The organism is Thioclava sp. DLFJ5-1, assembly GCF_002020115.1.
In the GTDB taxonomy this organism is placed as follows: Bacteria; Pseudomonadota; Alphaproteobacteria; order Rhodobacterales; family Rhodobacteraceae; genus Thioclava; species Thioclava sediminum.
Genome location: NZ_MPZU01000007.1, coordinates 1 through 15,470, shown reverse-complemented (window position 1 = coordinate 15,470; position 15,470 = coordinate 1). Strand labels below are relative to the sequence as shown.

Sequence of the window (15,470 nt, the reverse complement as noted above, 5' to 3'; positions counted from 1 at the left end):
ATCGTGGCGCTCGAGCTCGTGGCGGCGCAACTCTGAGCGAAGCATGGCGCAACGGTGCCTGCTCGCCTTGAGCGATTTTTCCCTCAACTTCCGCGAAAGACAAACCGCGTCGGGCCTACCCCCCTCGCCTTTTTCCTGAAGTTGTCAGAAGACATACGGCACTGAGTCAAAATTCTTGCTACTGACTGACCGGTCAGTTATTTTCTGCCCATGACAGATCCCGACTCGCCCGAGCCCAAATTTCGACGTCGCGCAGAGGCGCGGCCTGACGAGGTGCTCGATGCGGCGCTCTCGCTCTTCGATGAAAAGGGTTACGCCCATACGTCGGTGGCGCAGATCGCCAAGACGGCGGGTCTCTCCAAGGGGGCCGTCTATCTCTATTTCCCGTCAAAACAGGCGATCCTCGAAGGCCTAGTGCGCCGGGCGGTGTCTCCGATCGCCACGCGGGCGCAAGCGCTTGTCGAACCGACCCCCGATGATGCGCGCGCCACGCTGCGCGCGCTGTTCTCTCTGATCGCGACCTCGCTGGGGGACCCGAAAGTGCTGGCGGTCCCGAAGGTCGTGATCCGCGAAGCCGTCGTCGCGCCCGAGATCGCCGCGATGTATCGGCGCGAGGTGTTCGACCACGTCCTGCCCGCGGCGACCGAAATCATCCGACAGGGCATCGCATCGGGCCAGTTGCGCCCGGTCGATCCCGAACTGACCCTGCGCTCGATCATCGGCCCGATCGTCGTCCATCTCCTGCTCGCGGAGATCTTCGACGTCGTGCCGGAGGACGGGCTGTCGCTCAATCAGCTGATCGAGAACCACCTCGACATTCTATTCCACGGCGTTTTCCTGTCACCGGAGGGTTCGACCGATGCTTGATACCATTGTTGCGTGGATCAGCGCCCTGCTCACCGCGATCATTCCCGGCTATGGGGACGCCCCGGTGCCGCATTACTCCGGCTATGTGGAGGGCGAATACGTCTATGTCGCCCCTTCGGTCACCGGGCGCATCAAGACGCTGGCGGCGATCGAAGGCGACAGCGTGAAGGCAGATCAATTCCTGTTTGATATGGATTCGACGAAACAGCAGGCGGCAGTACGCGCCGCCGAGGCCAAGATCGGGACCGCGAGCGCCAATCTGAACAACCTCGAAACCGGCTCGCGCGACCCCGAGATCGAGGTGATCAAGGCCTCGCTGGAGCAAGCCATCGCGCATCGCAATCTCGCGGAATCCGCGCTGAAACGCACCGAGGATCTGTTCGCCCGCGAGATCGTCGCGCAGGCCAAGGTGGATGTCGACCGCGCCGCCCTGGAAGAGGCCGAGGCGCAGGTGGCCCAGCTCAAGGCTCAGCTCGAAGTGGCGGCGCTGCCCGCGCGCAGCGCGCAGGTTCTGGCCGCCCAGAAAACGCTCGAGGCGGCACAGGCCGATGCCGATCTCGCGCGGTCTCAGCTCGATGACATGACGGTCACCGCCCCCGTGGCCGGTCGGATCGAGACGGTCTATTACAAGGCCGGTGAAGTGGCCGCTGCCGGGTCGCCCGTGCTGTCTATCCTGCCGCCGAATGCGCTCAAGGTCCTGTTCTTCCTGCCCGAGGCCGAGCGCGCGGATTTCGCCATTGGCGATCAGCTGGAGATGGAATGCGACGGCTGTGACCCCGACATCAAGGTGACGATCAGCAAGATGGCCTCCGAGCCGCAATACACGCCGCCGATCATCTATTCGCGCGAAGAACGCTCGCGGCTCGTGTTCCGAGCCGAGGCGCGCATTCCGGCGGGCGCGTCGCTCCTGCCGGGCCAACCGGTCAGCCTGAGGCGGGTGAAATGAGCACGACAGCCGCCGACAGCGTGAGCGACCGGAGCGAGCCCGCGATCGTCGTGAAAGGGCTCACGAAGATCTTCAACGGCAAGAAGGTGGTGAACGCGGTCGATATGTCAGTGCCCAAAGGCGCGATCTACGGCTTCATCGGCCCCAACGGCTCGGGCAAGACCACCACGATCCGGATGATGTGCGCCCTGCTCACCCCCGATGGCGGCGAAGGTCACACGCTCGGCTACGACATCCACAAGGACGCGCGTGCGATCAAGGAAAACGTCGGCTACATGACGCAGAAATTCTCGCTCTATGGCGATCTGACGATCCGCGAGAACCTCGACTTCATGGCGCGGATGTATCGGGTGAAGAACCGCAAGAAGGTGGTGAACGAAACCCTGCGAACCCTTGGCCTCGAAGGGCGCGGCAAGCAGTTGGCGGGCACTCTGTCGGGGGGCTGGAAACAGCGTCTGGCGCTGGCCGCCTGCATGCAGCACAAGCCCGCGCTGCTGCTTCTCGACGAACCCACCGCCGGGGTCGACCCGAAGGCGCGGCGCGACTTCTGGGACGAAATCCGCCAGCTCAGCAAACAGGGCGTCACGGTGCTGGTCTCGACGCATTACATGGATGAGGCCGTGCAATGCGATTACATCGCCTATATCGCCTATGGGAAGAAGCTGATCGACGGCCCCGCGACCGAGATCCCGCATCAGGTCGGCCTGACCACATGGCGGGTCTCCGGCCCCGACTTGATCCAGTTGGAGGAAGAGCTGCGCGCCGATCCGCGGGTCGAGCAGGTCGCGCGCTTCGGCGCCCAGCTTCATGTCTCCTCGACCGACAGCGCCGGGCTCGACGCGGTCGTCGCTGAAAAGAGCGCGGAGACCGACGCGCGCAAATGGGAGAAGAAAGAGGCCGAGCTTGAGGAGGTCTTCATCTATCTGATGGCGACCGCAGCCGACAATTTCGGTGTCAACGGAGGCCCCTCCCCATGAGCTGGTTCTCTCTGTCGCGTTTCGGAGCGGTGCTCTACAAGGAATTCATCCAGATGCGGCGCGACCGGATGACCTTCGCGATGATGATCGGCATCCCGATCCTGCAGCTGGTCATGTTCGGCTACATCATCAATTCCGACCCGCATCACCTGCCGACCCTGATCGAGATGGCCGATGAAAGCCCGGTGGCGCGTGCGGTGCTGTCGGGCATGGAGACCTCGGATTATTTCAAATTCGAGGGCATCGTGACCAGCGCCGAAGAGGGTGACCGCGCCCTTCGCGACGGCACGGCGAATTTCGTCGTGGTCATTCCGCCCAATTTCGAGCGCGACATCGTGCGGGGCCTGTCGCCGAAGCTGCTCGTCAGCGCCGACGCGTCCGACCCGACGGCAGTGGGCACCGCTGTCGGCGCGCTGTCGGGGATCATCGACACTGCGGTGAAGCAGACCTTCCAGGGCCCCCTCGCCCCGGTCGCAGGCCAGCCCCCGCCCTTCTCGGTCGTGGTGCACAAGCAATTCAACCCGGCGAGCAAGACCTCGCTGAACATCGTGCCCGGCCTGATCGCCGTGATCCTCGCGATGACGATGGTGCTGATCACCGCAATCGCGATCGTGCGCGAGACAGAGCGCGGTACGATGGAAACCCTGATCGCCACGCCGGTCCGGCCGCTCGAGGTGATGCTGGGCAAGATCCTGCCCTATGTCGTGATCGGCTACATCCAGACCGTCGTGTTCCTGATCGCCGGGAAGCTTCTGTTCGGGGTGCCGTTCCTCGGATCGGGGCTGGCCTTCTTCATCGGCTTCAACCTCTACATCGTGGTGAACCTCGCCCTCGGCTTCCTGATCTCGACTCTCGTGCGCACCCAGATGCAGGCGATGCAGGCGAGCTTCATGACGATCCTGCCCACCATCCTGCTCTCGGGTTTCATGTTCCCCTACGCAGGTATGCCCGGCTGGGCGCAGGTGATCGGCTCGGCGATCCCCGCCACACATTTCCTGCGCATCGTGCGCAAGGTGATGCTCAAAGGCGCCCACCTGGCCGACATCACCGGCGACTTGCGGGCGATCTTCATCATCGGCGTGGTGATCATGCTGATCTCGATGCTGCGCTATCGACAGACGCTTGATTGAGCCGCTTCGGCTCCTGAAATCAGGTCGAAGCTCGTAACCCGCTGAAAAAGAAAAGCCCCTGACCAAGAGGTCAGGGGCAGGTCTATTTATTGTCCGGGCGCGGTAAGTTTGACCTTTTCCGGACCCTCCCCTCATTGATTTAATTGCATATTTTTCAAATCCGAGCTCACCTCCCTGCCTTTTTGACCCGTTAAGATCACCCTTCAAAAAATCGTTCTCAGGCATGAAAAAAGCCGCCCCGAAGGGCGGCCAGGAACTTGAATTCTGCTGTTTTCAGATTTGCGCGCGTCGATAGTAGGATCTGCCCAGCTTGCTGATCGGAAGAATTGGTTCGATCCCTCGATTTCGCAATCCGTTTGATGCCTTGCGCACGGAGACGCCCATTTCAGATGCCATGTTTGAGAGTTCCACATGGCGGCTCATGAAGGCTTTCACCGCATCGGGCTCGAAGAACTGCTCGTCTTTACCCCGACCATTCCGCACGAGCACCGGCTCGAGATAGAGGTTTCCTGTGTCATCTCTCTCCCTCGCCAACAAGCTTACGCCATAAAGGGAAGCACCGAGCCTCGTCGCAACCGCCTGCTTCGACATGAGATGCTCCGGTGGCTTGACTGCAAGTTTTCCCCGAATTTCTTCCGGGTCCACAAAAATTGAACGAAAGCGTTTTCCTGCGTCGATCAGCTCGATGTTCTTGAGTTCGCGTCGCAGCACCATCCGGACAATCTTGACGACAGAAAAACGCACGGCTTGCGCCGCATCGATCATGTCCAGCATCCCATCGCCAGGCAACTCTACGACCCGTCCATATGAGCGAAGCTTCTTCAGGAATGTTTCGACCTCGTCGAGATCAATACGCGTCGTCCGGATGCCACCCGCTCCATTCATCACTGATGGGATCACTCCCTCCCTTGCAAGCACCTCAGCCTGTGTGCGGTTGCAGTTGAGGGCCTCCGGCAGCTGATTGATCGGGATCGCTCTCAAAAAGCTCTCTGCCAGCCTTTCGCCGGCCTCAGCCTCGAATACCAGACGGGCATCAAGTAGCCCCACATCTCCTTCCTCGATCAGGCCGGCGCCGACCACCAGTCGATTGATCGTCCGAGGATGGATCCCGGATTTCGCGGCCAATGAGGCGACAGAATGAACCTTTGAGCGGTCGACCCGCTGCCCCAAGAGGATCGTGCCCTCTGCGACATGCATACGATCCAACACGAACTCGCGAACCACTTCCTGGATCGGCCCGACCGATTTCTTGTGCTGTCCGTATTGGAGCCATTTGTAGAGCTTTCCGAATACTTTCTGAGGCCCGCCTTTGACATCTCGGTCCTTCTGTTCGCGCTTGAGCACATCGGCCAGGCACTCGTGAATTCCCTCGCTCCCACGCTTGGCAAATTGGTAGCCAACATGGCCTGCCCGATCCCAGTCATCGACTGTCAGCTTTTTCAGGTCCGCGTTCGGGTCGAACAAGTGAACGAAGCCCAGCATTTCACACGCGCGGGCCGCTTGGTCGACTTGCTGGCTATCAAGCCATGTCGCCCCCCTGCCCCCGTTAAAGCGAGCGTCGACATATGACTGGAGGTCCGAGACCTCCCGAGGCGAACAGCGCCCCAACTCCTTCATGAGTTGGTCAGTGCTCGGGGCAACGAAATTCATGTCCTGCGCACCCTCGGCGTGGCTTTGATTGTGACGCCGGATCAGCGGAATTCGATGGCGTTGACATGTTCTGACCGGAGTGAACATCCAATCCACCAGTCCCACCCGCTGCGAGCCACCGATGCCTTCACCATTGTCTGCCTCCAACAGGCAGGCCGGACAGTAGGTCGTGTGCCGCCCTGCGATAAGCTCGCTGTGAAACCGCTCGCCGCGATGCTCGTGGAGCCGCACACCAAGAGAGGACCAAGTCGAATCCAGCAGCCTCTCGAGGGTATTCCCGGTCATCGACGCGAGCCGGATCAAGGCCCCAGGGTCAGCACACAGCACCGAATGTCGGCTCATCTCGATCACGTTGAGAAAGTCGAACGTGCTCGTGTTGCCATGATAGCGAGCGATGCGCGAAATATACGAGATCAGGCTTTCCCGCGGCAGGATGGGGAGATGTGGGAGCAGTGCCATCGTGGTCATCCTTTCCGCCGGGAGCGTTCGCGACCATTGCCGGAGCGGAGTGCGGAGGGATCGTCTTCAAGCGGATCCAGATCGAGTTTCTGCCAGTGGTGCGCCACGAAGACATTTTCCGACCAGGCACAGCTCTCGCCCATGCCCCAGGCCTCGGCGAAATCGTCGGGCGTCAACGTCTCGGCTCCCCTCTCGAGCGCGACCTCAATCGCATTGATCGATGTTTCGATCGCGCGCCCGAAACGGTTCCGGCTGCCGTAGATAAGCCGGTGAACCAGGTCCCGTTCCTGTCGGAAAGCCAAACCGGCCACCTCGCAGTAAGCTGCGATCATCTTCCCGAGGCTGTCGGTATGAGCCCCTGGCTCGAGCGACGACGGAATGATCTTCACGAAGCGCCGACTGACCTGGGGATCCACGGAAGTCATCTGGCCCAAGCGCTCCGTGCCACTCAGAAGCACGATCACTGCAGTCTCGCCTTGCATGAGGCTCTTGAGCATCTTGAGCATCCGGTCGACTTCGCGGTCGCTGCCTTTGCCAAACAGGTCATGCGCCTCGTCGATCCAGAGCACGATGATGCCGTTGAGCGCCAGCCTGTGGCGCACCATGTCCCAGATTTCCCAAACCTTGGCGCGCTCGGAGATCCTGTCGATACCGAGTTCGCGCAAGATCGCGATGCCGAGACTTTTCTGGGTTGCAGGGCTCTCGACCTGCGCATGAAGATAGCGCGGTCTTCCGGTCTCGGGATTGTCCTGCAGTGCCGGATACGAAGCCAAGACATTCTGGACTGCCGTGGTCTTGCCGCCGCCCGCAGGCTCAATCATCGCGATCCCACGCGTTTCCAGCCCGCCCGCGAAGCGCACCGGATGCACAGTCATCGCACCGTCATTGCGGACATCGAGGAGGCGATCCAATTGCCGACGTAACTCGACATCGCGTTCAGTCTCGATATGAATGGCGCGAAGTTCCGCGAGGACGGATTTCGTCTCGAATGCACTGGTTGTCATGATTTTTCTTTCGATTTTCCTGTGGAGCACGGGGATCACGCCGTCCGTGCAACTTGCCAGTAAGGAGAAAAGCGACCGGGCACCTGGGTGGCGCCCAGCCTCAATGGCTCGACAGATCATTTGTCCCGGGAGGGGAACTTGAACTCGGAAGAAGACCGGCGGCTTCGCGGCCGCGTTTCCGCGCTTTGCTCGGACGCGTCGTCCTGCGTCTGCGGCTCCTCTTCGGAGACACTCGGCTCAGGAGCACCCTCAAGGTCCTGTCCCGGCCGCTGGGGCAGAATTACCTGACCACGTCCGCCATCCGGCTGTCCAAGGGCCGGCACCGCTTGCGACATACTGAACCCTTGGAACTCTTCGAGTTCGAAGCTCGTCAAACGGTCTTTCGACCAATTCCGATCAAGGATCTGGAACGCCAGGCCTTTGCGCCGGTTCAGCGAAAGGATGTCATCGAGAGCCGCCATCACCACGTCGTCGGTCCACTTTTGCCGTTGCGGCGAGCGCGTCCTCAGCGCTTTGCGGGTTTCGATCCAGTCTTCCGCACAGACGCAGCCATTGTGGAATGCGGGCTTGAGAGCCTCAACCTCGATCCAGCCACCGAGATTTACCTCGATGACGCGGATGTCGTCAGGATCCCAACGGATCTCGAGCATCTGTCCGCGTTTGTCGAGATAGGCCTTTTCGAGAAGCGGATGCTGATACTGAACCCCCAGAACGGTCAAACCGCCCTTGTGCAGCTTGCGGAACACGGCAAGCCCGAAAGCCATACGCTTCTTTCGTTTATCCGGTGCCCCCGTCAACGTGGAATTTCCAGCGGTCATGTCCGCCTCCCACTGCTCGAGCGGGGTGCGTCCGCCGAGGGCTTCGTGGGGCGTGTTATGATACATGTCGATCACCCAGCGCAGGAAGATCCTCGCCACATCCTCGACACTCAGGCACGCCCTCTCCATCGACGGATAGCCATCCTTTGCGATGACGTCCTCGAACGTGCGCCCGTGAAGCTCACGCAGAACACCCCGAGCAGCGGAGCCAAAGCATCTCTCGATCGCAGCGCGCATCGTGGCCGCACCGGCCTTCGCGACTACCTTCGTGATCCCGAGTGCTTCGCAGGCTCGCACAAACACGATTGACGTGTAGGCTGCCCCGGCATCCGTCACGAGTTCTTCCCACGTCGCACATTGATCCCAAGGCGCCTTGGCACCTACCGCCCGGGCCAAATATCCGCGATCCGACACCGACATCCTCAGACTCTTCAGGGCTGCGCTACCACGCGGCGATCGCGTCAGCGTCGCGCCTACGATCAACTTGGTGCGGTGATCAATGATCGCACTCAGCCACCAGCGCCCGACATTCCCGGACTCGAAGCCGACCTCTTTGTAGATCTTCTCCCCGAAGATCTCCCGGAAGGCATCAGGGTCGAGATGCGAGAAGAGATCGATCTTCCATTCATCGGCCTCACCGCGCTCGAAGGGGCGCGATGTCTCCACACCAGCGCCGATCGTGCGCAATCGGTTCATGGCCTCATCTTTACCGAAATGAGCGACCAAAACTTCGACATGTGGGATCGCGTCGATCTCGCGGCTGACCGCACGTTTACCCGGGACCCGAAGAAGCGAGCGTCCCTCCGCCTCACGTTCCTCATTGGCCTTGCGAAACGCGAGGCGGACTGTGTTCTGAACATGCGTCTTCGTCGCGCCACCAAGCACGAGGTATTTTTCGCGAACCGTTTGGGTCAGAAGGAAGCGTTCATCCGACGTGAAATACGAATTGTTGTTGCCGCACTTGGCATATTCGTCGCACAGGCCAGCGAGACCATATTTCTTGTAGTCACGCACCCAGCCCAGAAGCGTGCGGGCGGCAGGAGCGCTCAACCTCGTTTCCTGCCGACCACCGCGTTTTCTACGCGTCTTGAGAGCCTCACCAGCGGCCTCCGCGTCAGCTTGTGCCGCCTCTCGCTCCATCTGCGCGCCGGTCGGAAGCTCTTGCAGAAAATACCGCTCTGCGAGTTGTTCAAGCGCCAGAAGGCTCGCGCCGATCGACAGCTCAGTTTTCTTGATCTGCTTGCGATCATAGAGATGATCGAAAGCGCGGACGAAAGCCAGCTTCACCCACAGACGCTGCCATCCCTCAAGCGAGAGTGACGATGAGAATTCGCGAAAGCTCTGATGGCGTTGCGCGATGCGTTGATCTTCGGGCAGAAAATACCCCGGAATATGCTCGATTTCGCCAGCCGCGTTGAGACGACGGAGCATGCCGAAATCAAAAGCCTCGCGAAGTCCATTCCGGTCGACCGGCGCGAGGATAAGCTCGCCGCCACGGACGCTTTCCGGGCGCCACGCCTGCCCTTGGATACGCAGAAGATCAGATTCACCTGCGGTGAAGGGCATGTAGGACGTTTGATTGTGTTGGTTCATTTGCCTTGCTCCTTGCGGCGAACATTCGATTGAGGGGTGATCCGCTCTCGGTGGGTAAGTTGGAGTTCATTCCGGGCGAGCAGATGCAGGAGCGCCCTGTAGCCAGGAGCGCCGAGCGCGATTTCGTTCACCAAATCGCGCAAGCTGACGCTCCCCGACAGCTGCGACACCACAATCCGCGCCTGGGCGAGCGCCGCAGCCTCGACGAGGCGCACGCCAGCGAGAACGCGTCCGTTGTGCAGATCGATGGGATCGATGTCCGCTTCGGTGATCAGCCGCACCTCGTCGGCGAAACCAAATTCGCGCACCCACCAGGCGATTTCAGCCATTTCCCGCAGGAACACGCCTGACCTTAGCCTCGCTCGCGGCTTGACGGTCTCCGCGATGATGCGGCCGTCCAGCATGGTCTTCAGGACATCGAAATAGTGTCGATGCTCCCGATTTAGGCCGTAGAGGAACTCGGCCTGAACACGAAAATCCGCCACCTCCGGGTCCGCATTCACGATCAGGAGGTTTTTGTATTCCGTATAGGACTCCCCCTCCGTGACCTGTCCGTGTCCGCGTCCAAGGACGGCGTTGACGACGCAGTGGCCTTTCGACCGGATGGGGATGGAGCGGTTTGCGCGCGAGGGAGCGGGCAAGTGCGATTTCCACTCGTCGATTTCGAGCCGTTCGTGGGTCGTAGCGTAGGGTTTGGACATAGGTCCTCCGTTCCCGGAAATCCGGGTTCTTTCATTTCGAATGGACCGAGGAACGGAGTTGCGCCTGCCCGTATTCGGGTCTATGAACGCAATTGAATACGCGGCCGTTCTCGGTCGTTACTTTTGGCGTGCCGCTCTCGGCGCGCCTTTTTCTTTTCAATGTGTCGCTTCTTGGGTCGTCCCCTCTCTTAGGTTTCGGCAGTTGATCGCCATCAGCCAAATCACTGATTTAAAAGCGCCTTTCAAACCTTGATCTGAACTGAATCGAGCTACTTACCCCATAACGGAACTTGGACCCGTGCGAAAAACGTTCGGGAGCTCTTAGGCCGCACGATTTTTGCCTCCGCCGTTTTCTATCTCCTCTTCAAGCCAGCTTGGACTTGGTTCGCCTTGACGAGCTGAAAGCTCGATTTTTTCGCATGGACCTCTCAAGGAGCGCCTGCTGAAACATGTGTCGAAACCCAATCGAACTGACCTCTCGCGGAGACCCCAGGCAGAACTTTTTCAGCAGTCCGATCACCAATTCGAAGCGAATCGGCGTCGGAAGCTCGCGATCAAAAGCCATTGACAGGCCGCAATGCGGACCTGAACAAGGCTGTCACGCAGGTCTGTTAGTGGGAGAGAGTGAGAACGACCGGACCGCTTCGCTTGCTTCGAAATAGCGAGCGCGCAGAGAACCGTTCAGCGCACGCGATCCAAGAGGATCAGCGTATCAGCTGCGGGGCTATCAGATTGATATGCAAGGTCGTTTTCATGCTGAGACAATAGCAGGATGGAAGAATTTCCGGAACCGGAAAAAAGCGCGGATCCAACAGAAAACCAAAGAAGTCGCGCAACCCATTGTAAATTATACGTATTTTTTCAACGTTGAAACGATCTCCCGACCTCAGCCTCCGTTCCGCACCCGATTGCCCCAGCTAAGTGAGGAAGAGCGCGGCAAAAAAGGTGGCCTCAAGCATGCCTGAATTTCTTCAACTGGCTCCGTTCATTGCAGGTTTTCAAGGCCCCTTCCCCATGGCTTACCGAGGTTACCCTCAGGATCGAGCCTGCCACTGCATCCATCGCCATCCCGACGCAAGCACGCATGTAACCTGTTGACCGAAGTCGATCGCGCGACAAGAATGGGAACATATTAAGAACTTTCGCGAGCATCATATGCCGAAGAATATTCTCATCTTTTCCGACGGCACCGGTCAAATCGGTGGGATGCGACCGGATCAGCGCCTATCCAACATCTACAAGATGTATCGCGCCATGCGCCCGGGTCCGGATTCCCCTATTAGCCCAAAGGACCAAGTCGCCTTTTACGACCCCGGTCTCGGAACGGGCGAAAGTGGCGGACTCTTCGGACGTATCAAGCCGATCTTGGAAAGCGCGGTCGGAACCGGCATCGACCATAACATCATCGATTGCTACGAACAGATCGTTGCCCATTACGAGCCGGGCGACCGAGTTCTTCTGTTTGGATTTTCACGGGGTGCATACACGGTGAGAGCACTCGCCAATGTCATGAACCTATGCGGTGTGCCAACGCAGATGCCCGACGGTTCGCCGGTTCCGCGTCATGGTCCCGGCCTGCGCAAGATCGCTAAGGATGCAGTGAAATTCGTTTACAATCATGGCGCAGGGAAGCCGCGGGCACGGAATTCGTATTCTGCGAACCGTGAGGAGCTCGGCAGACGGTTTCGCAAGAAGTATTCGAGCTTTCCCCTCGAGGGAGAAGACAATCAAGGCAACGTCCAGCCAACTTTTATTGGCGTTTTTGACACGGTAGCATCACTGCGGACCGCCGTCGTTCGCACCCTTGTATGGGGTGGCACTTGTGCCGTCGGCGCAGCATTTGTCGCCAGCTTAGCGCTTGGGTGGTCGTGGTTCTTAGTTATTCCACTTGCCGCACTCCTAGTTGCGCTTCTCTGGCAACTCGGCTCGCTACTCCTCGACAACTTTAAATATTTTTCGGACGATCTAGGCCATAAACTGAGGCTCTGGCGCCCAGCGGATTGGCCACAGATTTTCAAGACAGGGCATTTCGCCGCCTGGAACAAGCGCAACTACGATATGTGGCTGGATCCCGACGTCCAACACGCCCGCCATGCAATGGCAATAGACGAAGACCGGGCTGATTTTCCTAGAGTCGGGTGGGCGTCCAGAGATGCAGCGCTCGAGACGAAAGACCGTGATCCGGCGTGGCTCAAGCAAGTCTGGTTTCCAGGCTGCCACAGCGACATCGGCGGCAGCTATTCTGAAGCGGAGTCCCGCCTCAGCGACATCGCTCTAGACTGGATGGTAGATGAGTTGAGGGATTGTATTCCGTCGATCCAGATTAACGAAAATTTCCTGCATCGCGCACCTGACCCTGGCGGCCTTCAGCACCGCGAAGATGCAATGGTGGCAATCGGACCGATTAGAATTCGCTGGAAGAAGGGAATTCGTGAGGTTGGCGACGACTTTCCTCTTCACCCCTCGGTGGAGCAACGTATGCGAGCGGAAGCCGTAGCGCAGTGCGGTGAGGTGAAGCCTTATCGGCCAACGCAATTAAGCGGGCGGCGTGACTTGAAGCGCTACTACGAGGAGTAGGGAAAGCTGTGGTCAAAACTTCAGTCCTACCGCTCAGGTGATGGCTGCCCAAAGCGGTCACTCAATAGACATTCGGGAACGTGGCGCAGTGCGGCAAAAAACACTAACTAGCCACCCACTTCTTTAAGCCTCGGGATGCTATCGCAATAGCGGGCGAAATATAAAAGCTGGATTAGGAAGATAAAGACCATGCCTATTAGCCACGCAGTCTGGACGGTTTCGTCCTCCCCCACTGAAATCCCCCAAGGCATTCTTCCCTCAGAGCAAATGCTGGAAGACATGATTGTCGCCCAGCCCCGGATACTTTCTTCGGAATGGATGCTGATCGGCCGCCAAGTCGACACCGGCTTCGGCGGTCGGATCGATCTGTTAGCAATCGCGCCAGACGGAACGCTGGTTCTTGTCGAACTAAAGCGAGACCGCACGCCGAGGGAAGTTGTGGCCCAAGCGCTCGACTACGCCTCTTGGGTGGAGCGGCTCGATGCGGATGATGTCGCCGGTATCTACAGCCGGTTTCAGCCCAATCGAAGTCTCGCAGAAGATTTCCACGCGAACTTCGGGCAGATGCTCGACGAAGATAGTATCAATGAAAGCCATCAGGTCGTGATCGTTGCCGCCTCGCTCGACGCAAGCAGCGAGCGTATTGTGAACTATCTGAACGATCGCGGCCTCGCTATTAACGTGCTCTTCTTTCAAGTATTCGATCACGATGGCCAGCAACTCTTAAGCCGCGCGTGGCTAATAGATCCTGGCGAGGTCCAAGTCCAAGCGGCCAGCGGCGCCAAGCGCGGCGAAAAAGAACCGTGGAACGGAGAGTTCTATGTGAGCTTCGGGGCGGACAATACGCGTCGATGGGATGAAGCGGTTCAACACGGGTTCATCTCCGGCGGAGGTGGCAGTTGGTATAGCAATTCGCTCCGTATGTTGTCCGAGGGGGACCGCGTTTGGGTCAAAATCCCGGGGAAAGGCTTCGTTGGCGTCGGCCGTGTGACTGGACCGCGCGTCACCGCAGCCGAATTCGAGATTGATGGCCGCCCGGCGCTCGAAATTCTTGAGGCGGATTACCACAGAGCACATCTAGAAGACCCCGAGAAAGCGGAATATTTCGTCCCGGTCGAGTGGATCAAAACTGTAAACGAGGAACACGGCGTTCAAGAGGTCGGCATGTTCGGCAACCAGAACACTGTCTGTAAACCGGTGACTCCGAAGTGGCGCTCAACAGTGGAAGCGTTGAAAGTGCGATTTGGCGTTTCGTAAACTCTCGAAACCGAGATCAGACAGAAAACTTTCAGCAATTTCCCGATGGCTACCCTTGCTGTCGCGCGCAGAAGTTGGCTTCTCACCCAATATGGCTAAGCGGCCTGTAATGGTTGGCCCGCGGGCCGAAGCTCAAGAAAGTAGACGGTTTGATTTCGAGTTGTTAGCCTTCGAGTGTATTTCTCGGGGAGCTGATAATGAAAGAATTGCCTGATTTCCTTTTTAGTGGTGATGAAGCACGGCTATTCCCCGTCCTTGCCGAAACGAGCAAGGAGAAGCGTGTGGCCTCGATTTTCCTTGCTGTGATGACGCAAATACCTGCTCTCGCGCAAGAAGTCCTAGCATCGACCGGCGTGCGCGTCGGAAAGCGCACCAAAGTTCAAGCCTTTACGGAAGTTGTCTTTCGGGAGAAGGCTTTCGCAAATTGCCGACCCGACGGGTTGATCGTAATCGACACGGGGCGCACGCGATGGTCTGCGTTGATCGAAGCGAAAATCGGTAAGAACGATCTCGATGCGGAGCAGGTGCAACGTTACGTCGAGATTGCGCGCGCCCAAGGGATCGATGCGGTCATTACAATCTCAAACCAGTTTGTATCTCGCGCGGATCATTCTCCCGTAAATCTACCCAAAACGCTTCTCCGCAAGGTTTCACTTTATCACTGGTCTTGGACCTGGCTCGCCACGATTTGCGAAATTCTCGGCTATCAGAACGCAGTAGAGGATGCTGAACAGTCCTATCTCTTGGCGCAACTCAACGACTTCTTGGCTCATCCGGCAACGGGAGTTGAACGTTTCACACAAATGGCAGCGCAATGGAAAGAGATCGTCCAATCGGTCGCGAACGACGAGAAACTGAAGAAATCATCTTCTGAGGTCGAAGCGGCTGCGGCGAGTTGGATCGCCGAGGAGCGCGACCTTTGCCTACACATGTCGAGCCATGTGGGGACACGCGTAGAGAGCATAATCGAACGCAAGCTCCAGGAAGATCCTGCAGCAAGACTGAAGGAGCAAATAAGCTCGATTGTCGAAACACACATGCTGACCTCGAAGCTCCGGGTTCCAGATTGCGCATCTGATATCGATCTCTGTGCGGACATTGCGCGCAAGACCGTTTCAGTATCGATGACGGTCAAAGCCCCAACTGACCGCAAATCAACAAAGGCGCGGCTAAATTGGTTGTTGAGGATGCTTCCGAATAATGACGAGCGGATCTTCGTTCGCGCACTTTGGCCGGGCCGATGCCCTCCAACCATGAAATCTATCTCGCTCCTTCGAGATGAACCGGACCTAATTCAGACCGATAATTCAAGCCTCGTTCCCCACGGGTTTGAGATATTGATGGTGGAAGGCCTCGGAAAGCGTTTCGGAGGTCGACGGACGGTGATCGAAGACATTGAGCGTATAGTTCCGGAGGGTCGTGTCGCGAATGCTGTGGAAATTCCGTGGCGGCGTGCTCCGGGCATGTGAAGGTGCGTCCGATCAGGCGGCG

11 protein-coding genes are annotated in these 15,470 nt (G+C 58.6%); 7 read left to right on the top strand and 4 right to left on the bottom strand.

Going from position 1 to position 15,470, the window contains the following annotated elements:
• Positions 1-210 precede the first annotated feature (210 nt).
• Genes BMI86_RS18320 through BMI86_RS18305 form a run of 4 tightly spaced genes read left to right on the top strand, consistent with a single transcriptional unit; the run spans position 211 to position 3,920 of the window.
• Entirely contained in the window at positions 211-867 is a 657-nt protein-coding gene (locus tag BMI86_RS18320; protein WP_078542628.1) for a TetR/AcrR family transcriptional regulator, read from the top strand.
• Positions 860-1,813 (top strand): HlyD family efflux transporter periplasmic adaptor subunit, encoded by a 954-nt coding sequence (locus tag BMI86_RS18315; RefSeq protein WP_078542627.1) that lies wholly within the window; start codon positions 860-862, stop codon positions 1,811-1,813. The genes BMI86_RS18320 and BMI86_RS18315 overlap by 8 nt, the downstream gene beginning before the upstream one ends.
• On the top strand, positions 1,810-2,790 hold the full coding sequence (locus BMI86_RS18310; protein WP_078542626.1) for an ABC transporter ATP-binding protein: 981 nt from the start codon (positions 1,810-1,812) through the stop codon (positions 2,788-2,790). The genes BMI86_RS18315 and BMI86_RS18310 overlap by 4 nt, the downstream gene beginning before the upstream one ends.
• Positions 2,787-3,920: an ABC transporter permease gene (locus tag BMI86_RS18305; RefSeq protein WP_078542625.1), complete on the top strand. Its 1,134-nt coding sequence runs from the start codon at positions 2,787-2,789 to the stop codon at positions 3,918-3,920. The genes BMI86_RS18310 and BMI86_RS18305 overlap by 4 nt, the downstream gene beginning before the upstream one ends.
• Positions 3,921-4,193: 273 nt before the next feature.
• Here BMI86_RS18305 and BMI86_RS18300 read toward each other — a convergent pair whose 3' ends face one another.
• From BMI86_RS18300 to BMI86_RS18285, 4 genes are all read right to left on the bottom strand, one after another.
• Positions 4,194-6,029, bottom strand: a complete 1,836-nt coding sequence (locus BMI86_RS18300) for a TniQ family protein (protein ID WP_168173893.1) — start codon at positions 6,027-6,029, stop codon at positions 4,194-4,196.
• A 5-nt stretch (positions 6,030-6,034) separates the two neighbouring features.
• Entirely contained in the window at positions 6,035-7,072 is a 1,038-nt protein-coding gene (locus tag BMI86_RS18295) for a TniB family NTP-binding protein (protein WP_168173892.1), read from the bottom strand.
• A gap of 77 nt (positions 7,073-7,149) precedes the next feature.
• Positions 7,150-9,444 carry a DDE-type integrase/transposase/recombinase gene (locus BMI86_RS18290; RefSeq protein WP_078542622.1) on the bottom strand — a complete coding sequence of 765 codons (2,295 nt, stop codon included), beginning with the start codon at positions 9,442-9,444 and terminating at the stop codon, positions 7,150-7,152.
• A complete protein-coding gene (locus BMI86_RS18285; RefSeq protein WP_078542621.1) occupies positions 9,441-10,145 on the bottom strand; it encodes a hypothetical protein in 705 nt (234 codons plus the stop codon). The genes BMI86_RS18290 and BMI86_RS18285 overlap by 4 nt, the downstream gene beginning before the upstream one ends.
• A gap of 1,155 nt (positions 10,146-11,300) precedes the next feature.
• Here BMI86_RS18285 and BMI86_RS18280 point away from each other — a divergent pair.
• The 3 genes from BMI86_RS18280 (at position 11,301) to BMI86_RS18270 (ending at position 15,448) form a co-directional block, all read left to right on the top strand.
• Positions 11,301-12,722, top strand: coding sequence for a DUF2235 domain-containing protein (locus BMI86_RS18280; protein WP_078542620.1), 1,422 nt, complete (start codon positions 11,301-11,303; stop codon positions 12,720-12,722).
• A gap of 267 nt (positions 12,723-12,989) precedes the next feature.
• Positions 12,990-13,979, top strand: coding sequence for an endonuclease NucS domain-containing protein (locus BMI86_RS18275; RefSeq protein WP_246831765.1), 990 nt, complete (start codon positions 12,990-12,992; stop codon positions 13,977-13,979).
• Between the two features lie 197 nt (positions 13,980-14,176).
• The gene (locus tag BMI86_RS18270) at positions 14,177-15,448 is read left to right on the top strand and encodes a hypothetical protein (RefSeq protein WP_078542618.1); all 1,272 of its coding nucleotides are present in this window, start codon (positions 14,177-14,179) and stop codon (positions 15,446-15,448) included.
• The last annotated feature ends 22 nt before the right edge of the window (positions 15,449-15,470 follow it).